The following is a 19,419-nucleotide window of genomic DNA, read 5'->3' as shown; positions in this document are numbered from 1 at the left end:
TCCGGGTGTGCGTGTTGAGATTCATGGTCACCGAGGTGCGCGGGGCCTGTGGCCGGAGAACACCTTGCAGGGTATGAGCCGCACGATGGAGCTCGGCGTTCACGCGCTCGAGTTCGACGTGGCGCTCACCGCCGACCGGCGCCTCGTGCTCACGCACGATCTCACGGTCTCCGCGGTGACCAGCGCCGACAGGCGGCCGCTGCACGCCGGCGACCCGCTCTTCCCGTACGTCGGCAAGCCGATCAACGGCCTCACGCTGGCGCAGCTGCGCATGCTGGACGTGGGCGTGCGGCTGCCGCGGCATCTCGACGACCCCTTCGCGCTGACGCAGGCCGCCATGCCGGAGACCAGGATGCCGACGCTGGGCGCGGTGCTGGGGCTGGTGAACGCCTACGAGGCGGAGGACGTGCGGCTGCACGTCGAGCTCAAGTCCGATCCCACCAGGCCGGAGCTGACACCGGATCCCGAGATGTTCACCGAGCTCGTCGTCGACGAGCTCGACCGGCACGGCCGGCTGGGCAACGTGGCCATCCTGAGCTTCGACTGGCGGATCCTGCGGCACGCCGCCGGAATCGCGCCGGGCACGCGCCGGTTCGCGCTCATCGAGCTGGACACCCTGCACTGGCACGAGGGCGGCCTGGGAGACGACATTCCCGCCGCGGCGCGCGCGGCGGGGGCCACCACGCTCTCGCCCGAGCACGTCATGGTGGACGAGGCACTGATGGCGCAGGCGGCCGCGGCGGGACTCGACGTCGCGGTATGGACGGTCAACGAGCCGGGATTGGCCGGGCGGATGCTGGATCTGGGGGTGGCGGGGATCGTGACCGACTATCCCGATCGGATGCGGGAGGTCTGGCGGGAGCGGGGGCTTGAGCTGCCCGCGCCGGTCGGTCCGCTCAGGCCCGTAGGCGTCTGACCCCCGGCTTTCGGCTAGAGCCAGCCGTTCCTGCGGAAGCCGCGGTGCAGCAGCACGCAGGCGGTGACCATGAGGGCCAGCACCGCCGGGTAACCCCAGACCTGTTTGGTCTCCGGCATGAAGTCGAAGTTCATGCCGTAGATGCCGGCGATCATCGTGGGCACGGCCAGGATGGCCACCCATGATGAGATCTTGCGCATGTCCTCGTTGGCCAGCGCGTTCGAGCGGGCCAGCGCGGCCTGCAGGATGGAGCTGCACAGCTCGTTCGAGGACTCCACCTGCTCGCACACCCTGGACAGGTGGTCGCCGACGTCGCGGAAGTACTCGCGCATCTCCGACGGGATCACCCGGCGCTGGGGCAGGGCGGACAGCGGGGCCTGCAGCGGGGTGACGGCCCGCTTCATCTCCAGCATCTCCCGCTTGAGCTGGTAGATCCGGTTGATGTCACGGGAGCTGACGTCGGCGAACACGGTGGCCTCGACCTCTTCGAGCTCCAGCTGCATGAGGTCGGCGACCTGGAGGTACTGGTCGACGACGTGGTCGGAGATCGCGTGCAGCACGCCGGCCGGGCCCCGGTTCATCAGCTTGGGCTTGTCCTCGAGGCGCTCGCGTACCACGGTCAGCGGGCAGTGCTCGCCGTGCCGCACCGTCACCACGAAGTCCACGCCCAGGAACACCATGATCTCGCCGGTGGCGATGATCTCGCTGTTGGCGGTCAGCTCGTCGTGGTCGATGTAGGCGACCGTCTTCAGCACCATGAACAGCGAATCGCCATACCGCTCAACCTTGGGGCGCTGGTGCGCCTTGACGGCGTCCTCGACGGCCAGCGGGTGCAGTCCGAACACCTCCGACAGCCACTCCACCTCGGGGGCTTCCGGCTCGTGCAACCCCACCCAGACGAACGCCTTGGCGCTCTCTGTCGTGTTGTTGTGCTCGCGTACGTGCTCCAGCGCTTCGGCGATGCCGGTTACCGAGACCTTCTTGCCCTGGAGGTAGGCGCCGAATTCGACGATGGAGTCGACGGGGGGCACGCAGATCTCACGCGCCGGCTTGGCGAGCTGGTGCACGGCGCGCGACGGCACGGGGTGACGGTTGATGCGACGGAAAAGCGTGGACGAGCGCATGGCAGTCCCTTTCCGCCCGACATGGCACGCTCCACGCGCGATGAAAAGTCACCTCAATCAACACACATGCGTGGAGGCACGATCAGGCTGCCGGATTGGAGTGGTCGGGGGTATGCGGGGAGTACGTGGCGAAGCACGTACTGCTGGGATCACCAGGATTCATCCCGGACCACCTCCAATCACAAGAGACGCCGCAAAGCCGCCTCAACTTACCACAGGCGGGTCAACCTAACTGACGATACTGGGCCGAGGGCTCGCCGCTCAGGTAGAACTCGACAAAGATTGTCGAGTATTCCGGCATGTGGTGTCCTGGAGGCCAGAGCCTGCGCCTGGCCGCGGGCCTGCGACAATAGAGCGTGTGCGCGTTCTAGTCATTGGTTCCGGAGGGCGTGAGCACGCCCTGTGTCGTTCACTCAAGCTCGATCCCGAGGTCAGCGAGGTCCATTGTGCCCCGGGTAACCCGGGCATCGAGGAGGTCGCCACCGTCCATCCCGTTGATCCCCTCGACCCCGGGCAGGTGGCCGAGTTGGCCACGCGGCTCCAGGTCGATCTCGTGGTGGTCGGTCCCGAGGCGCCGCTCGTGGCCGGGGCGTCCGACGCCGTGCGCGAGGCGGGCATCGCCTGCTTCGGGCCCTCCGGTGAGGCAGCCATGATCGAGGGATCCAAGACGTTCGCCAAGGAGATCATGAGCGCGGCCGACGTGCCGACCGCGCGGGCCAGGACGTGCACCACCGAGGCCGAGGCCACGGCGGCGCTCGACGAGTTCGGGGCCCCCTACGTGGTCAAGGACGACGGCCTGGCCGCCGGCAAGGGCGTGGTGGTCACCGAGGACCGCGAGCAGGCGCTGGCGCACGCGCGGGCCTGCGAGCGAGTGGTGATCGAGGAGTTCCTCGACGGTCCCGAGGTGTCGCTGTTCGCGCTGTGCGACGGGAGCACGGCCGTGCCGCTGCAGCTCGCGCAGGACTTCAAGAGGGCCTACGACGGCGACGCGGGGCCCAATACGGGCGGCATGGGGGCCTACACGCCGCTCCCCTGGGTACGGGAAGGGCTCACCGACCAGGTCATGCGGGAGGTCGTGCATCCGACGATCGCCGAGCTGTCGCGTCGCGGGCTGCCGTACCAGGGGGTGCTCTACGTGGGTCTCGCCCTGACCGCGAAGGGGCCGAAGGTGGTCGAGTTCAACGCCCGCTTCGGGGACCCGGAGACGCAGGTGCTGCTCGACCGGCTGGAGACGCCGCTGGGCGGGCTGCTGATGGCATGCGCGACCGGCGAGCTCGGACCGGACCCGGTGTTCAAGAAGGGCTCCGCGGTGATCGTGGTGATCGCGTCGGAGAACTACCCGGAGGCGCCGGTCAAGGGCGACGTGATCACGGGGCTGCAGGAGACCGAGCACGCGTACGTCCTGCACGCCGGGACCAAGTGGGCCGGCGACGACGTCGTCTCCGACGGCGGCCGGGTGCTGAGCGTGGTCGGGAGCGGGCCTGACCAGGAGAGCGCGCGTAGAAACGCCTACGACCTCGTCAGGCGGATCACGCTGCGCGGCTCGCACTACAGGACGGACATCGCCCGATGAAGCTCGTGCACTCCGGCAAGGTCCGCGATCTCTACGAGACCGAGGACGGCCTGCTGCTGATGGTCGCCTCCGATCGGATCTCCGCCTTCGACTACGTGTTGCAGCCTGATATCCCGGACAAGGGCGCCATTCTCACGCAGATGTCGTTGTGGTGGTTCGACCAGCTCAAGGACGTCGTGCCCAACCACATCGTGGCCCCGGGCGACGACCCGCACAGCGTCTTGTGCCGGCCGCTGCGGATGGTGCCGGTGGAATGCGTGGCGCGGGGCTACCTGACGGGCGGCGGGCTGAACGAATATCGCGCCGACGGCACGGTGTCCGGCGTGCCCCTGCCGGACGGGCTGGAGGACGGGTCCAGGCTGCCGGATCCGATCTTCACGCCGTCCACCAAGGCGCCGGTGGGTCAGCACGACGAGCCGATCTCGTACGAGCAGGTCGTGGCCGAGGTCGGCGCGGAGACCGCCGCGGAGTTGCGGCGGATCACTCTGGCCGTCTACACGCGTGGCGCGGAGATCGCCCGCGAGCGCGGCATCATCGTGGCCGACACCAAGATCGAGCTGGGCTGGGACGCCGACGGCGTACTGACCCTGGGCGACGAGGTCCTGACGCCGGACTCCTCGCGATTCTGGCCGGCCGACGAGTGGCGGCCGGGCCGGGCGCAACCATCCTTTGACAAGCAATTTGTGCGAGATTGGCTACTGTCGCCCGAATCCGGATGGGACAAAGACTCCGGAAGCCCCCCACCTCTGCTACCCGACCACGTGATCGAGCAGACCAGGCAGCGATACCTAGAAGCATATGAGCGGCTCACAGGGGCTCCCTTTAGCGGATGATTCGGCTGGGTCATGTGGTGTTAGCGACTACTGTTGGCCCGATCAAGCCTCACCATTGATTTCAAGGAGCCGCACGAATGGTCCGTTACCGCGTGCGCGGTGGCAACGCACTGCGTGGAACCGCGTTCATCCAGGGCGCGAAGAACGCCGTGCTGCCCATGATCGGTGCGGCTCTGCTCGCCGCGAAGGGCCGCACCGTCCTGCGCAACGTGCCGATCATCGAGGACGTACGCCGCGCCGTCGAGCTGGCCGAGACCGTCGGCGCGTACGTCGAGCTGCACGAGTCGGAGCGCACGCTGGTCATCGACGCCTCCAGGGTGGACAGCCCGGTGCTCCCCGCCGAGATCGCCAGGCGCTTCCGCGGCTCGGTCCTGTTCACGCCCGCGCTGCTGCACCGGCTGGGCGAGGCCATCATCGAGGGGGTCGGCGGCTGCAATCTCGGCAGCCGCAACCTCGACTTCCACTACCTCGGCTACAAGCGGCTGGGCGCGGTCGTGGACGAGGACGAGACCGTCATCCACGTCAAGGCGTCCGGGATGACCGGCGCCACCCTCTACCTCGACACCCCGTCCCACACCGGCACTGAAAACCTCATCATGGCCGCCGCCCTGGCCAAGGGCACGACCGTGATCGAGAACGCGGCGCTGGAGCCCGAGGTGCTCGACGTCATCGACATGCTCACCAAAATGGGCGCGCGCATCAGCGGCGGCGGCACCGGGTTCATCACCGTGGAGGGCGTGGACGAGCTGCACGCCGTCGAGCACACGGTGATGCCCGACCGGCTGGACGCGGGTGTGTTCGCGATGGCGGCGGCGATCACCGGGGGCGAGCTGAGCCTGGTGGGCACCGGTCTCGACCTGGGTGTGGTGCGTTACAAGCTGGAGCAGATGGGCGTCGAGTTCGCCCGGCAGGGCGCGGTGCTGCACGTGCGGTCCGAGGGCCAGCTGCGGCCGATCAACATCATCACCGACACCTACCCGGGCTTCGCCACCGACCTGCAGTCGCCGATGATGACGGTCGCGGCGCTGGCCGACGGCACCAGCTACATCCACGAGCGCATCTTCGACGGCAGGTTCGCGCTGGCCGGGGAGCTCAACAAAATGGGGGCGAACGTCGAGGTCGACGGCAGCCGGGCCGTCGTACGCGGCCGCACGCCGCTGACCGGCACCCAGGTGACGGCGCACGACCTCCGCTCGGGCATCGCGCTGGTGCTCGCCGGGCTCGCCGCCGAGGGCGAGACGGTGATCGACTCCGGATACCTCATCGACCGCGGTCACGCACATCTCGCCGCGCGAATGCGTGCGCTCGGCGCGGACATTACACAAGAGATTTCCGAACGCTAAAATACGCGCGTAAAACCTCGTTGAGCTGCTAAGACCTCTTGTCGGGCGGTCAAGTTGAACCGCTTTCCGGAAAAGTCGGGCGTGACATTTCGGCCCCCGCGAGCGATCGTTCCAAAAGAGAGCACTGCAACGGATGGCAGGATGGGACGAACATTGGTCGAGAGGGCCGAAGAAACTCCCCGAGTGTCACGCCCAGGCGCAATGACACCGGACCTCACCATCGGCGTGGTCGGACCCCACGACTTGGTGGAACGGGTCATGTTGATGGGTCACGCCGCCGCGCCGTTGCCGTGTCGCCTAGTGGCGGCCGCCTACCGCGACGAGCAGGAGGCGCCGGACAAGGTGACGCGGCTCGGTCCCGGCGTCGACGCATGCCTGTTCGCCAGCCCGGTCCCTTATGACCTGGCCAGGCGTTCCGGTGTGTTGACGATGCCCGCGACGTACGTCCAACTCGGTGGAGCAGCACTGGTGGCAGCGCTGGCCAAGGCCGCGCTCGACACCCGGATGGACCCCCAGAGGGTCAGTATCGACGTGGTCAGCCGGGCCGATGTCGAGGAGGCGTACACCGACCTCGGCATCCCCGCCACGGATGTGCACAGCCGCGACGAGCCGGGCGCCACCGGCACGATCGCGGCCTACCACGAACGCCTGGCCCGACAGGGCGCCACCACGGGAGCACTGACGTGCCTGCCCGCGGTGGCCGAGCGCCTGCAGGCGGCCGGCGTGCCGGTCATCAGGATCAGGCCCACCTCGGCCGCGGTGCGCACGGCGCTGCACACGGCGGCGCTGCTCGGCGCGCACCACCGGCTGGAGGAGTCGCAGCTGACCGTGGTGCTGGTGGAGGTGCCGACGCTGCGCGAGCCCGTGCGGCGCGCGGCCCCCCGCTACTGGCGCGACGAGCTGCGGCTGTCCCTGCACCGGCTCCTGGTCCAGGAGGCGAACCGGATCAACGCCACCGTGTGGCCGATCGACGATCACAGCTACCTGGTCACCGCGACCAGGGGGTCGATCGCGGCGGCCACAGACGGGTTCAGGGTGTTGCCGTTCGCGGCCAGGATCAGGGACGAGCTGGGGCTGGCGGTCGAGGTCGGCGTGGGCATGGGGCGCACGACGCACGACGCGGAGTCGCACGCGCGGGCCGCACTGGCACGTACGCAGGCCGGCAAGCAAGCACAGGGGTTCGCGGTGGACCGCGAGGGACGGGCGCTCATCCCGGCCCCGCGGATGCCGCCGACGGGCTCCACCGCACTCAAGCCGAAGGGAGTGGAGGTGCTGGCCCGGCTGGCGGCCAAGCTGGAGGGCGGCGACACGGTAGTGGACGCGGAAGGCGCGGGGAAGATGCTGGGGGTCACACCTCGCACGGCTCGGCGGTTGCTGCGCACGTTGGTTGACGAGGGACTCGCGTGGCCGCTACCGCCGAACCGCACGCCGCAGCCCGGTCGGCCGAGGCAGTTGTACCGGCTCATTGTGGAGAAGCTTGGTCCGCGATGATGTTTGGGTGATCTGTCGTGATTCTCACTGGCCCGCCGTCCCGCCCGGGGCGGCGGGCCTCGTGATCCATGCCCCCCATTCGCGGGCCTTTGGCCGCCATTAGCACCTATGCCGACCCACTCGCGGACCTTTGGCCCGCATCAACACCATTCGTTACGGCAAGCCAACGTGGCGCCAACCGCCATACGGGGCTGGGCTCTGTCCAGGGAGACGCCGCTGACTCGTTCACCGGCGGGCAGCCGCTACGGCGGCTCGTGGGCCGATTACGGGGTGAAATTGACGGGCGCTGTCAGTCTGGGAACTTGGTCATTGACTCTTGTGAACTTGTTGGTTGACCCGCGTCGATGGGGGTATGTTCACGGACGCCCCCGATCGACAGGATTCGGACGGGGGCACCAATCTTTTCCGGCATGTCCTTGCGCGCCAGAGTGGGCGCTGCGCGGGGCTGTGGTGGTGCTGAGCGGGCCGACGGGCGCGGTTTAATACCCGTGATTAGCAGCCGCACGTGATTCCCTGTACAGGGGCTGTAAGCGCGTCCACCTCGCGACGGGTGCTTCCGGAGGCGGTCTCCACCGGGAAGCCCTCTCTGGCCCAATACTCGAAGCCCCCGATCATCTCCTTGACCTCGTAGCCGAGCTTGGCGAATTCCAGGGCCGCGCGGGTGGCGCCGTTGCAGCCGGGGCCCCAGCAATACGTCACCACCAGGCTGCTCTTCGGGATCAGCGCGGGAGCTCGGGCGGCGATCTCGGCGGTGGGGAGGTGGGTGGCACCTTCGATGTGGCCCTGGTCCCAGCTTTCCCGGCTGCGGGAGTCGACGACCACGAAGTCGGGGACAGCGGCCGCCAGGTCGGCGGCCACGTCGGCGACGTCGGTTTCGAAGGTCAGGCGGGCGGTGAAGTGGGCTACGGCGGCGGACATGGGGCTCCTTTCCGGGTCTGAAGGGAGCCTGCCAGGTGGGTGAGCGCACCGACAGTGGCGCGAATGCCGCCTGTCGTTAATATCGCGCCACAGTCCAGAGTCCGATACTCGCGGGCATTTTGTCGGCGCCCCCCGGTAAGGTCATGAGCCATGACTGCAAACACCCCTGACAGCCGAGCTCCTCTCCTGGTCTGGGGCGCCCTGGCGATCGTCTATGTGGTGTGGGGCTCGACGTATCTCGGGATCGGCATCGCGATCGAGTCGATACCGCCCATGCTCAGCGCGGCGCTGCGGTTCATCATCGCTGCCGCCCTGCTGGCAGGTTTCCTCCTGGTGCGGTCAGGGCCTGCGGTCTTCAGGATGTCGCGCAGGCAACTCCTCAGCGCCGCCCTCGTAGGCGTGCTGCTGCTGACCACGGGTAACGGGATGCTGGCGGTGGCTGAGCAATACATCTCCACCGGCCTGGCCGCGCTCCTGGTGGCCTCGGTGCCGCTGTGGCTGGTCGTGTTCAGGTTGGCGGTGCGTGACCGTCCCAAGGTGCTCACCCTCGGGGGCGTGCTGGTCGGGCTCGGCGGGGTCGCGGCACTGTCGCTTACCGGCGCCGACGGCGGCAGTGGCGTCGGGATCGTGGTGGTGCTGCTCGCCTCAGTGTCATGGGCCGTGGGATCGTTCCTGTCGAGCAGGATCGAGATGCCCGCCAACGCGCTCGCCACCAGCGCCGTCGAGATGATCGTGGGCGGAGCCGGGCTGCTGGTGGCCGGCACCGCGTTCGGCGAGCGGCTTGACGTGTCGGCCGTCACCACCCGATCCTGGCTGGCGCTGGCCTACTTGATCCTGGTGGGATCCCTGATCGGGTTCACCGCGTTCTCGTGGCTGCTCGGCAACGCCCCCATCTCGCTGGTGTCCACTTACGCCTACGTCAACCCGGCCGTGGCCGTCGCACTCGGCGCGCTCCTGCTGCACGAGCCGATCACGGTGCAGGTGGTCGTCGGCGGTCTGGTCATCCTGGCGGGGGTGGCACTGGTGATCTCAACGGAGCGGAAGGGACCGAAGCGCGTCCTGGAAGACTTCGACGGTGGCGGCGATGTCCGCCTCGGTGTGCGCGGTGGACAGGAACCACAACCCGCGCGGCACCATGTTAACCCCGCGATCGAGCAGCGCGGCGTGTAGGCGGGCCATCCTTGCGCGGTCGGTCCTGGCGAAGTCGCGGTAGTTCCGCACTGCGGGCGCGTCGGTGAAGTACGTCTGGAAGACCGGCCCGGGCCCGTCTACCAGCATCGGGACACCCACCTTGGCCGCGGCCTCGCGCAGTCCGGTCATGAGCTGCCGGCCTCGGGCGTAGAGGGTGCCGTAGACCTCCTCGCGCCGCTCGTCGAGGATGCGCAGGGTGGCCTCGGCGGCGGCGATGCCGACGGGCTGAGAGTTGAACGTCCCCGCATGTGCGACCTTGCCCGAGGAGATGGCGTCCATCACGAACGCCCGCCCTGCCAGCGCGGACACCTGCATGCCGCCCGCCATCGCTTTGCCGAACACCGACAGGTCGGGACTGACGCCGAGGTACTCCTGGGCACCACCGGGGGCGAGCCGGAAACCAGTGATGATCTCGTCGAAGATCAGCAGGCTGCCATGGCGGTCGCACAGCTCGCGCACTCCCTGGAGGTAGCCGGGAGCCGGCTCGATGGCGCCGGTGTTGCAGAGCACCGGCTCGGCGACGACGGCGGCGATCTGCCCCGCGTGCTCGTCCATGAGACGGCTGAGCGCGTCCAGATCGTTCCAGGGGCAGATCACCAGGTCGGCGGCGGGCGGCTGGCCTGCGGTGCCGGGGACGGCGCGGGGGTGGTCCTGCGGTCCCGCGTCGTCCAGCGACGGGTGCACGCTGTAGAGGACCGGGTCGAGCCAGCCGTGGTAGTGGCCCTCGAACTTGAGGATCTTGGGGCGTCCCGTGAAGCCGCGCGCCAGGCGCCACGCGGCGTGGGCGGCCTCGGAGCCGACGGTGTTGAAGCGGACGCGCTCCGCCGAAGGCACCATCGCGCACAACCGCTCGGCGACGCGGGCCTCCGCCGCGTGCTGGGCGGAGTAGACGATGCCGCGGGCCACCTGCGCGGTGACGGCCTCCACCACGGCCGACGGGCAGTGGCCGAGCAGCGCGGGGCCCTGACCGAGCACGTAGTCGATGTAGGCGTTGCCGTCGACGTCCCAGAGCCTGGCTCCTGACGCCCTGTCCACGTAGAGCGGCACACCCGCGGTACGGCGCGCGTCGCTGGAGACGCCGCCTGCGATGTAACGCTGGGCAGTGGCATAGAGGTCGCGGCTGACGTCCAGAGTCCGGGTCATGCCGACCATAAAACGGCGACACATCGCCTGGCGACAAGAAAGAGAGCAAGAAGCAGGTCGTAAGCGCAAATTTCGGTGCTTGTGGAGGTCGGTGGGCCTTGATGGGCTTACGGACATGTTTCTTGGACGTATTCGGCGTACTCCCTCCAGCCCTGTCGAGCTGGTGGCCCGGCGCGCGGTCGGCGAGCTGGTAAGCCTGGCCGACCTCGGGCCAGGCCTCGGATCAGATCCGGTCGCGGCCCTGGACTCGTACGGGCTCGACCGCCTGAACGACCTGGTGGCCGACCGCGACGGCCCCACGCTGGACGAGGACGCCGTGCTCTTCGAGCCGCCCGTAGCCACCTGCACGAAGATCTGCTGCCTGGCGCTGAACTACCAGGAGCACGCGGACGAGAGCGGCCTGGAGGTTCCGCCGGAGCCGGTGTTGTTCTTCAAGCCGCCGTCCGCGCTCGTGGGCCACAACCACCCGGTGCTCGCCCCTGCCCGTACCCGCCATCTGGAGCACGAAGTCGAGCTGGCCGTGGTCATCGGCAAGGTCACCAGGAACCTGCCGGCCGAGCGGTGGCGCGAGGCCGTCGCCGGATACACCGTGATCAACGACATGACGGCGCGCGACCTGCAACTGGCCAACATCGCCCGCAACGTGCCGTGGGACCAGTCCAAGGGGTTCGACACCTTCGCGCCAGTGGGCCCGTACCTGGCGACGGTGGACGAAGTGCCCGATCCGCAGGCGCTGGAGCTGACCTTGGAAGTGGACGGCGAGGTCAGGCAGCGTGCCAACACCAGGCAGATGGTCTTCGGCCTCCCCCGGCTCATCGCCGACCTGTCCGACGGGATGACGCTGATGCCGGGCGACCTCATCGCGACCGGCACCATCGCCGGGATCGCCCCGCTCGAAGACGGCGACACCATGCGGGCGACAGTGGAGGGAATCGGAACGCTGGTGAATACGGTCAAATTTCGGTCCGCCTAAAGTAGGGACATGACCTACGCTGTGGCTGCCCTGGTGGACATCGACGACTTCATGGTCTCCGAGCAGGCTCGCGGGCGGTCATGGGCACAGCGCCAGCTCCGGCACGCCGACCAGGCGGTGCGCGCGGCCACCAGCGGCCGCCCGGGGGCGACCTGCCGCGCGCAGCCGCCCGAGGAGTGGCTCGTCCTGCTGACGGGAGCCGATCCCGATGCGCTGACATCGGACGCGACCGCGCTGGCGGAGGACGTACGCGCCAGGATCGTCCGCGAGACGGCTTGGACCGCCACCGTCAGCGTGGGCTCTCCCAGCATGGGCCCGATCGCAGCAGAGCGGGACGCCCGGCGGGTCAACGGCTACAAGCTCGTGCTCGGCGGCGACCGCGTGATCGACCGGGTGAGTGAGCCGGCGTCCGGCGGCAGGGCGGCCGCGACACCGCCCGTACGGATCGAGCGGGAGCTGACCAGGCGCGTGCGCGCGGGCGACGGCAACGGCGCGGCGGGGTTGCTGGCGAGCTGGGTCGACAGGTGCGCCGGCGACGCCGACCCCCAGACCTTGCGCAACTGGCTGATCGGGCAGTTGCTGTTCATCGTGGACGTGGCCAACCGCACCAGGCTGGCCGACGGCTCGACCGACTGGGTCGTGACGTGCGCCCGGCTGCCCATCGAGGACATCATCACGGTCGGAGACATCCACGAGCGCTCCTACCTGCACATGTGGCTGCGCGACACGCTCGGGCGGCTGATGCCCGAGCCGCCGCGAAGAGACGTGCTGGCGCTGGTGGAGGCATACGTGGCCGAGCATTACACCGACCCGGAGCTGCGCCTGGCGACCGTGGCGGAGGCGGTGAGCGCGAGCCCGTTCTACATCTCGCATCTGTTCGCGGACAAGCGCCGCACCACGTTCCTGCGCCACCTGACGGGCTTGCGCCTGCGTCATGCGCGCCGGCTGCTGTCCACCTCCGCTCTGCCGGTGGACGTGATCGCCGCGCACACCGGCTACCCGACCGCGAAGGCCCTGCGTAGCGCATTCCGGCGGCACGTCGGCTGCTCTCCCACGGAGTACCGCCGGGCCGGGCTCCGGCCTGGCTGAGCGCATCGCCGAAACCGCACGCACGGCTCGCGCGTGCGCCTCGGCGACGCCTAACCTCGCACGAGCCGGTACGGCTGGCGGGGCCGGCCCGCCTGGGTGCCCTTGACCGGAGGCATCGGCCAGGCCAGGCCCTCCTCCGCGAGACTCTGGAGGACCCGGCGGGCACTGCGGGGTGAGACCGACAGCACGTCGGCGACGATCTCGGCGTCGACCACCATCGTGTCGCTGTCGTCGAGGCTTTCCACCAGGCGTTCGAGCAGTTTGGCCGCCTTGGTGGCGACGGCGGGCTCGCTCTCCTGCCGCCTGCGCCTGCGCACCGGCAGCGACAGCACCGTGCCGTCGCCCCCGACCAGGTACGCGGCGGCGGCCCCTGCCTGGCGCGCCTTCTCGACGGCCGCCAGCGCGTTGGCGTCGGCGTCGCGGGCCGTGCTGCCGAGCCCGATGCCGACCTCGACGGCCACCCCGGCATCGGAGTGGATCCGGTCCATGAACGGCGCCACCCTGAACCCGTCGGTGGCCTGGCCGAGAGCGCCGACAGTGGCGGTGACGACGTAGCTGTTCTCGCCCCGGGGCACCACGGTGGCGCCCATCAGCCGCGCGTCGGCGAGCAGCGAGCGGTGCAGCGACAGTTTCAGCTCCTGCTGCCAGTAATTGCCCGGGCCGGAGTAACTGGGCTTGGCGGAGGCGGCCAGCTCGACCACCACGATGGCGATCTGCGCGTCCTCCAGTCTGCTGCCGGTGCCGAGCAGGGCGGCGGTGTTGAGCGCGAGACGCAACGTGTGCGAGGTCGGCAGCAGGCGCAGCACAGGCACCCCGGCGGCGGTCAGCTTGTTGGCGACGCTCCTTATCGTGGTGAGCGCCGCGGTGGTCGCACCCTGGCGGTAGAGCTGCTCGTGGAAGGCGCTGAAGCCGCGCGCCGACTCCGGCCGGTCGTACTCGGAAAGGTGCACGCCGGCCGTGCTCACTCCGATCTCGCCGTACGCCTCGTCGACGTCGGCGGCGGGCAACGAGTCGATGCTCACCCTGGCCGGGTCCACGCCGTGGGTGAGCACCCCACGCAGCAGGCTGGCGTACAGGCTGGCCCCGCTCATGGGCACGAACGTGGCGGGGACCGGCAGCTCGCCCCTCTGCCTGGCCAGGTCATGCTGGAGAGGCCCGGTGAACAGCACCACGTCGATGCTGTCGGAGATCCGCAGGAATTTGTCGTAGGTCTCGTGTTCCTCGGCGTGCGGCGCGCCGACCAGCCGCCAGTCGGCCGCGGCCGGAAGGTCGGCGCCGATCATCATGATCTCTTCGACGAGATCGTGCGGCCCTACGATCCCGATCGCCACTCTGGACCTCGACTCCGAACGCAGCCGATCCATGATCTTGATCACCCCAGTCCGGATCTCCACTGAAGCAAGCGGGTCATCGTCGCACCGAGCACCGCGGCCTGGTCCTTCTCCCCGAGGCCACTGAAGAGTACCCTCCCCAGCGAGATCCGAAGATCGATGAAGGGGAAGTCGGATCCGTAGACCACTCGGTCGACCCCGACCTCCCGCACCATCCTGGCGATGTCGGGCCCGGTGTTGAAGGACCCGCACACCTCCAGGATCACACCTGGGCGCCGCTGCGCCACCTCTATGGCCTTCTCGAAACCGAGCGGGGTCGCGCCCGCGTGCCCTGCGATGATCACCACGTCGGGATGCTCCGACGCGACGGCGTCCACTTCCGCCAGGTCGTTGTAGGGGGAGCCGTCGTAGGTGTGGGTGAGCACCGGACAGCCGGTGCGCTGCGCGAACTCCCACACACCGGCGTAGCGCTTGCCGGTGAGCGGGTAATCGTGCAGGTCGGGGTGGATTTTGATGCCGCCGAAGCGCGGATCCGCCCCCCATTTGCCCAGCTCGCCATCGGGGTCCTGCCAGGGGTTGATCGTCAGATACCCGGTGAAGCGGTCCGGCGCGCGGTCCACCGCCTCGGCGGTCGCGGCGTTCCCCGCCGCCGCGTCGAGCTGGATCGCCAGGTGGCTGGAGAGGACGGCGTGCGCCACGCCGCACCTGTCCATCACCCTGACCATCGCGTCCGGGGACGCCTCGGGGATGAAAAACAGGCTGTAGGGGCCTGCGTGCGCGTGTGCGTCGACGATCCTGACGCTGGTCTGCGGGCGCCGCCGCCACAGCGCGGAGGTGATCGCGTTCACACCGCCCTCACGGGTAGCAGGTCCAGCAGGGTGCCGGCGCCGATGGCCGCCACGGCCCCGTCGTCGAGCTCCGACCACAGCAGCCGGGTGACCGCCTCGGCGGGGTCTCTGAGCGGCGCGCCCGTGCCGAAGACGAGACGGCGCTCGCCGTAACGCTCGACGAGCCATTCGAGTCCGCAGTGCGAGGACAAGTTGGCCAGGCCCAGGTAGACGTTGCTGGTACGCGAGAGCACCCCGGCCGCCTGCCTTAGCTGGCGGTAGCCGAGCGCGCCCACCACAGTCCTCAGTTTCGGGTGTTCGGCGGCGACGGTTTCCACCGCGGGCCAGCCGGTCTGGGCCGCGTCCACGAGCAGCGGCAGCCCGGCCTCCGCGACCGCGCCGAGCATGGCTGCGCAGTCGCCGCCGGCGAGGTCGTAGCCGTGGTCGGCGGGGTAGGCGCGGACGGCGCACACCCCGGACTCCAGCGCGGCGGTCACGAACTCGTCCGGCGTGCCGGTCTCGCCGCAGGTGTCGGGCAGCAGCACCCAGCAGGGGCGCAGCCTGGGCTGATCGGCGACCAGGCCGAGCAGTTCCCTGTTGCCCGTCGCGGGGTCGTGCAGCCACGACAGGGTGTGGCTGACCACGGCCTCCGCGATGCCGAAGCGGTCCATCCTGTCCAGCGCCTCCGTGATCGAGCCCGTGCCCATATCCCTGCGGGGGTGGCGCCCGAGCATCGCGTCAGCGTCGATCAGCATGAACCGTCCAATCTTCCGGGATTGAGGGTGGCTCGTCACGGTAGGGGAAGATGCCGACGGTGAACCTGCCGTCGCTTCGCCTCAGGCCGAGCGAGTGGATCTCGCCGTACTCGGCGGTCCTGGTGGCGGGGTCGGGAATCCTGGCCGGACCCGTCCCGTACAGCACCTCGTCGGGCGGCTCCAGAGGCACCACGAGGATTCCGGGGCCGCGGGTGCCCACGAATCCACCGTCGTGCTCCACCCACGGCGACAGGCCGTGGATCTGCCAGACCGCCTCCGCGTCGATCCGGTCGGTGACGATCCAGTACGGGTGGTCGCCCTTGATGAAGACGATCTTGCGGTCATGCCGCGCGCTGTAGCCGTGATGGTGCCCGGTGAAGACGTCGGCCTCCGCGGACACGGAGAACAGGTCGCAGGCGGCGCGGCGGTCCTCGGTGTATTCCTCGCCGGGCACGAGCAGCGTGTTGTGCGCCCTGGTCGCCTGGTACCAGTCGTAGTAGCCGGGGTCGTCGTAGGACGGCGGACCGCCCCCTTCCCAGGCCAGCGGCACGCCCCAGCCCGACAGCACGAAGTCGAGCGCCGCGTGGTGGCTGTGCGGCTCGAGCTCGTGCCCCACGTAGGGCCCGTAGTTGATCACGGTGTGCAGGTGTCCGGCGCGGAAGATCGCGTAGCCGCTCGCGTCCAGCAGGTGTGACCCAGGCTCGGGCCGCACGCCCAGCTCCGCGCCGCGCCGGAGCGCGTCGGCGGGCCAGACCACGCCGCTGTCCTGCAGGTGCGGGATCCAGCCGCCGGAGGTGACCAGGGAGGCGAACCAGGAGTGCATGGCCCGCACCCTGGGGTGCTCGGCGAAGCCCGGGTCCAGCGCCAGCACGCGGTGCACGGCGTCCAGGACCATGCCGTGGTAGCCGGGCGAGCGCTCGTGGTGCCCGCCGTCGGCCCGCACGTCGAGCTCCAGGTGCTCCAGGACGCGCGCCCGGCCGATCTCGGCCCACCGCGGCGCCTCGGAGAGCTCCGGGAAGAGCGTGGCGACGTGCAGGAGCTCGGCGGCGCAGACGAACTGCCAGTTACCGTGCCGAAACTCGTCGTGCTCCTCCGCCGACCAGCGGGCGCCGCCGAGGACGGTCTTCATCATCATCGCCCAGCACTCGTCGCTGAGCGCGGGCTCGTCCGCCAGCTCCGCCATGGCCCGGGTGACGTGCATCGACCTGGCCCAGACGCCCAGCGAGTACCAGATGACGTCGAGGCCCGGCCAGTCACCTTCGACCTGGTCGCGCGTGCCGTACCACTGCCGGAACAGCCGGTCCCACTCCGCGGCGTAGCGCGCGTCGCCGGTCTCGCGGTAGGCGTGCACCAGCGGCGTCATCCACCGCAGGTAGTGGAAGCCGTACAGCTGCGAGCGCCCGCGCCCCTTGTCGAGGAAATCGACCTGCGCGCCGATGAGCGCGTCGGCTTCCTCGATCGTCGCGGGGCCGTCCCAGGCGGGGTCGGGGCGGCGCCACGGCCTGGCCTCGGCGATCGACGTAACGCCCAGCTCGGCCAGGAGCGCCTCGTCGGTGATGTGCCGCATGCGCACCGGGTCCACATGCGGCGCCTTCTCCACATATTTCATGAGACCTTCACCGGCAGACCCGACCGGACGGACTCGTGCGCCGCCGCCAGCACCGCAGTGACGTGGCGCGAGCTCTCCACTGTGATCAGCGGCTCGGTGCCGGTGCGCGCGCACGCCACGAAGTGGTGGATCGCATCCCGGTACGCGCCAGCGGGCACGCCGTGCACGACCCGCTGCAGCATGTTGCGCGGGTACGTGTAGGCCTTGTCGGTGGCCAGCTGGATGTTCTCCTTCTGCCGGTCCAGCTGGATCACCCCGTCCTCGCCGACGACGGTGACGTAGCTGTCGACCATCGTCGGGAACGTGTTGGGGTAGATCCACGCCGACTCGAACGTGGCCACCGCGCCGCGGCTGAAGCGGGCCTGGATCTGCACGGCGTCGGGCGTGTCGATGCCGCGGTCGCGCAGCTTGCCGTACCGGGCGGTGGCGAAGACCTCCACGACGTGGTCGTCGTAGAGCCACGTCAGCAGGTCGATGTCGTGGCTGGACAGGAACCACGCGCACGTCGTCTGGTCGGCCCAGCCGATCATCTCGGTCGGCACGTAGATCGTGTCGTCCTTGCGCGCGTAGCCGACCACAGGCTCGCCGATCACCCCCATCTGGTCCTTGGCCTGCGCGTAGGCAGGCACCCAGCGGTGGTTGAACAGGCACATGGCGACCACGCCCGCCTGCCGGATGGCCCGCACGGCCCGGTCGGCGTCCTCCACCGTGGTCGTGAAGGGCTTCTCGACCAGGATGTGCAGACCGGCCTCGGCCGCGGCAACCATCATGTCCGCGTGCAGGTGGTCTGGCGTAGTGATCGACACCGCGTCGACGAGCCCCGACCCGATCAGTTCCCGGTACGTCGGGAACACCGGCGCATCGGCCAGCGGCTTGCGGCAGACGGCGGTGATCTCGGCGTCGGGGTGCGCGGCCAGTACCTCGGCGTGGCCGCGCCCCATGATGCCGGTGCCGATGATCCCGATTCTGAGCTTAGGAGGCAAGTGCGTCATTCCATTGCTTCTCTGCTGTGTCGAGCGCATCCTTGGCGCTCTTGGTCCCCGACAGGAATGCCCTGACCTCCTCGGAGAGGTACTCCCCGAGCTCGGCGTCCTTGCTGGTGCCGATGGGCTTGTACTCGAGCTTGGCCAGCCCCTTCACGATGACCTGGCGGGCCGCGCCCATCGCGTCGCCGCTTTCGGCCTGGGTGAAGAAGGCGTCCTTGGTGGAGGAGATCGTGGACGGGTAGATCGGCACGATCTTGCAGAAGGCCAGCTGGTTGGCGCCGTTGGTGACGTACTTGAGGAACTCGGCGGCCGCCTTCTTGTGCTTGGAGGCCTTGGGGATGGAGAAGGCCTGCTGGGCCAGGAGGAGGTAGTTGCCGGTGTTCATCTGGACCGGCTCGGTGATGACCAGGTCCTTGTAGACGTCGGGCGAGTTCTTCTGGATGTTGAGCAGCTCGGCGGCGTTGGCCGTCGGCTTGAAGGCGATCTGCTCGTTCTCCAGGCTCTGGGGCAGGTTGCGGATGTCCTTGGAGATCGCGCCCGGTGCGATGCCGCTCTTGTAGCTCTTCTTGAACTTCTCCAGGATCTCCACGGCCTGTGGCGTGTTGAACTCGGCCTTCTTCTTGTCCGCCGACAGCAGGCTGATGCCGTAGTAGCGGAGCACGTTGTGGTCCGGGATGATGTTGGAGCCGTAGATCTTGGTCTCCTTGTAGACCTTGTCGCCCAACTCCAGCGCCTCGTCGTAGGACTTCGGCGGGGCGGCCTCGTCGAAGCCGGCCTTGCTCACCACGGACTTGCGGTACATCGCCACCGGAGCGCCGCCGTTGTACCAGGGCACGGCGTAGAGCTTGCCGTCGGTGCGCAGCGGTTCCACCAGGTTGGGCTGGAAGTCCGCCAGGTCTTCCGCCTTGAGCAGCTCGTCGAGCGGGGTCAGCGACGGGACGAAGCGGCCGAGCTCCACGGAGTTGACGTTGACGACGTCCGGCACGTCGCCGCTGGCCACGGCGGCCAGCAGCTTGGTCGCGCTCTCCTGGCCGGGCACGTCGACCCACTTGATCGTGACCTTCGGGTGCTGCTTCTGGTAGTCGGCGATGAGCCCGTCGATGTAGTCGCTGTAGTTCTTCTTGAGGTTGATCGTCCAGAACTCCACCTCGCCCTCGAAGGGCTGGTCGTCGGCGGCAGCCGGGGCGTTGCTGGACGTGCCGGCCACGCAGCCGGTGGTGAGGAGCGCCAGCGCCAGCGCACCTGTCACTAAGGCAAACCTACGGGACATCGCAGGGGTCCTCGATTCTGGCCGTCCTTAATCTTCCTTTCGGCAGA

The 19,419-nt window shown here is 69.1% G+C and carries 16 protein-coding genes and 1 pseudogene; 8 read left to right on the top strand and 9 right to left on the bottom strand.

The annotated features are described in order from the left end of the window. Nucleotides 1-7 precede the first annotated feature (7 nt). Nucleotides 8-916, top strand: coding sequence for a glycerophosphodiester phosphodiesterase family protein (locus ACTWPT_RS35715; RefSeq protein ID WP_443181927.1), 909 nt, complete (start codon nucleotides 8-10; stop codon nucleotides 914-916). Nucleotides 917-930: 14 nt separating this feature from the next. On the opposite strand, the gene corA is transcribed toward ACTWPT_RS35715, so the two are convergent. Beyond that, nucleotides 931-2,040 (bottom strand): magnesium/cobalt transporter CorA, encoded by a 1,110-nt coding sequence (gene corA, locus ACTWPT_RS35710; protein ID WP_443181926.1) that lies wholly within the window; start codon nucleotides 2,038-2,040, stop codon nucleotides 931-933. A gap of 358 nt (nucleotides 2,041-2,398) precedes the next feature. Here corA and purD point away from each other — a divergent pair, with 358 nt between their 5' ends. The 4 genes from purD (at nucleotide 2,399) to ACTWPT_RS35690 (ending at nucleotide 7,280) form a co-directional block, all read left to right on the top strand. After that, complete coding sequence (purD, locus tag ACTWPT_RS35705) at nucleotides 2,399-3,613, top strand: phosphoribosylamine--glycine ligase (RefSeq protein ID WP_443181925.1); 1,215 nt, start codon at nucleotides 2,399-2,401, stop codon at nucleotides 3,611-3,613. Continuing rightward, a complete protein-coding gene (locus tag ACTWPT_RS35700; protein ID WP_443181924.1) occupies nucleotides 3,610-4,446 on the top strand; it encodes a phosphoribosylaminoimidazolesuccinocarboxamide synthase in 837 nt (278 codons plus the stop codon). The genes purD and ACTWPT_RS35700 overlap by 4 nt, the downstream gene beginning before the upstream one ends. 77 nt (nucleotides 4,447-4,523) lie before the next feature. Continuing rightward, the gene (gene murA, locus ACTWPT_RS35695) at nucleotides 4,524-5,789 is read left to right on the top strand and encodes a UDP-N-acetylglucosamine 1-carboxyvinyltransferase (protein WP_443181923.1); all 1,266 of its coding nucleotides are present in this window, start codon (nucleotides 4,524-4,526) and stop codon (nucleotides 5,787-5,789) included. A 201-nt stretch (nucleotides 5,790-5,990) separates the two neighbouring features. Continuing rightward, the gene (locus ACTWPT_RS35690; RefSeq protein WP_305914182.1) at nucleotides 5,991-7,280 is read left to right on the top strand and encodes a GTP cyclohydrolase IIa; all 1,290 of its coding nucleotides are present in this window, start codon (nucleotides 5,991-5,993) and stop codon (nucleotides 7,278-7,280) included. 492 nt (nucleotides 7,281-7,772) lie between these two features. On the opposite strand, the gene ACTWPT_RS35685 is transcribed toward ACTWPT_RS35690, so the two are convergent. Next, on the bottom strand, nucleotides 7,773-8,198 hold the full coding sequence (locus tag ACTWPT_RS35685; RefSeq protein ID WP_443181922.1) for a rhodanese-like domain-containing protein: 426 nt from the start codon (nucleotides 8,196-8,198) through the stop codon (nucleotides 7,773-7,775). A gap of 150 nt (nucleotides 8,199-8,348) precedes the next feature. On the opposite strand from ACTWPT_RS35685, the gene ACTWPT_RS35680 reads away from it, so the two are divergent. Next, entirely contained in the window at nucleotides 8,349-9,368 is a 1,020-nt protein-coding gene (locus ACTWPT_RS35680; RefSeq protein ID WP_443181921.1) for an EamA family transporter, read from the top strand. Here ACTWPT_RS35680 and ACTWPT_RS35675 read toward each other — a convergent pair. Beyond that, nucleotides 9,303-10,532: pseudogene (locus tag ACTWPT_RS35675) on the bottom strand (aspartate aminotransferase family protein); the annotation flags it as partial. The gene ACTWPT_RS35680 and the pseudogene ACTWPT_RS35675 sit on opposite strands and share 66 nt — an antisense overlap. A 115-nt stretch (nucleotides 10,533-10,647) precedes the next feature. Here ACTWPT_RS35675 and ACTWPT_RS35670 point away from each other — a divergent pair. After that, nucleotides 10,648-11,505 carry a fumarylacetoacetate hydrolase family protein gene (locus ACTWPT_RS35670; RefSeq protein ID WP_443181920.1) on the top strand — a complete coding sequence of 286 codons (858 nt, stop codon included), beginning with the start codon at nucleotides 10,648-10,650 and terminating at the stop codon, nucleotides 11,503-11,505. A 9-nt stretch (nucleotides 11,506-11,514) separates the two neighbouring features. Further along, nucleotides 11,515-12,594, top strand: a complete 1,080-nt coding sequence (locus ACTWPT_RS35665; RefSeq protein WP_443181919.1) for a helix-turn-helix domain-containing protein — start codon at nucleotides 11,515-11,517, stop codon at nucleotides 12,592-12,594. Nucleotides 12,595-12,644: 50 nt separating this feature from the next. Here the strand turns inward: ACTWPT_RS35665 and ACTWPT_RS35660 are convergent, their stop codons facing one another. Genes ACTWPT_RS35660 through ACTWPT_RS35635 form a run of 6 tightly spaced genes read right to left on the bottom strand, consistent with a single transcriptional unit; the run spans nucleotide 12,645 to nucleotide 19,351 of the window. After that, nucleotides 12,645-13,988, bottom strand: a complete 1,344-nt coding sequence (locus ACTWPT_RS35660; protein WP_443181918.1) for a transcriptional regulator — start codon at nucleotides 13,986-13,988, stop codon at nucleotides 12,645-12,647. Further along, nucleotides 13,967-14,773 carry an amidohydrolase family protein gene (locus ACTWPT_RS35655; RefSeq protein WP_443181917.1) on the bottom strand — a complete coding sequence of 269 codons (807 nt, stop codon included), beginning with the start codon at nucleotides 14,771-14,773 and terminating at the stop codon, nucleotides 13,967-13,969. The genes ACTWPT_RS35660 and ACTWPT_RS35655 overlap by 22 nt, the downstream gene beginning before the upstream one ends. Further along, nucleotides 14,770-15,507, bottom strand: a complete 738-nt coding sequence (locus ACTWPT_RS35650) for an amidohydrolase family protein (protein ID WP_443181916.1) — start codon at nucleotides 15,505-15,507, stop codon at nucleotides 14,770-14,772. Before ACTWPT_RS35650 ends, ACTWPT_RS35655 begins: the two co-directional genes overlap by 4 nt. After that, nucleotides 15,491-17,116 (bottom strand): heparinase II/III family protein, encoded by a 1,626-nt coding sequence (locus tag ACTWPT_RS35645; protein WP_443181915.1) that lies wholly within the window; start codon nucleotides 17,114-17,116, stop codon nucleotides 15,491-15,493. The genes ACTWPT_RS35650 and ACTWPT_RS35645 overlap by 17 nt, the downstream gene beginning before the upstream one ends. Continuing rightward, complete coding sequence (locus tag ACTWPT_RS35640; protein ID WP_443181914.1) at nucleotides 17,113-18,099, bottom strand: Gfo/Idh/MocA family protein; 987 nt, start codon at nucleotides 18,097-18,099, stop codon at nucleotides 17,113-17,115. The genes ACTWPT_RS35645 and ACTWPT_RS35640 overlap by 4 nt, the downstream gene beginning before the upstream one ends. Continuing rightward, on the bottom strand, nucleotides 18,089-19,351 hold the full coding sequence (locus tag ACTWPT_RS35635) for an ABC transporter substrate-binding protein (RefSeq protein WP_443181913.1): 1,263 nt from the start codon (nucleotides 19,349-19,351) through the stop codon (nucleotides 18,089-18,091). The genes ACTWPT_RS35640 and ACTWPT_RS35635 overlap by 11 nt, the downstream gene beginning before the upstream one ends. Between the last annotated feature and the right edge of the window lie 68 nt (nucleotides 19,352-19,419).

This window comes from Nonomuraea sp. 3N208, from assembly GCF_052245935.1.
In the GTDB taxonomy this organism is placed as follows: domain Bacteria; phylum Actinomycetota; class Actinomycetes; order Streptosporangiales; family Streptosporangiaceae; genus Nonomuraea.
This window is presented reverse-complemented; position numbering and strand designations above follow the sequence as displayed.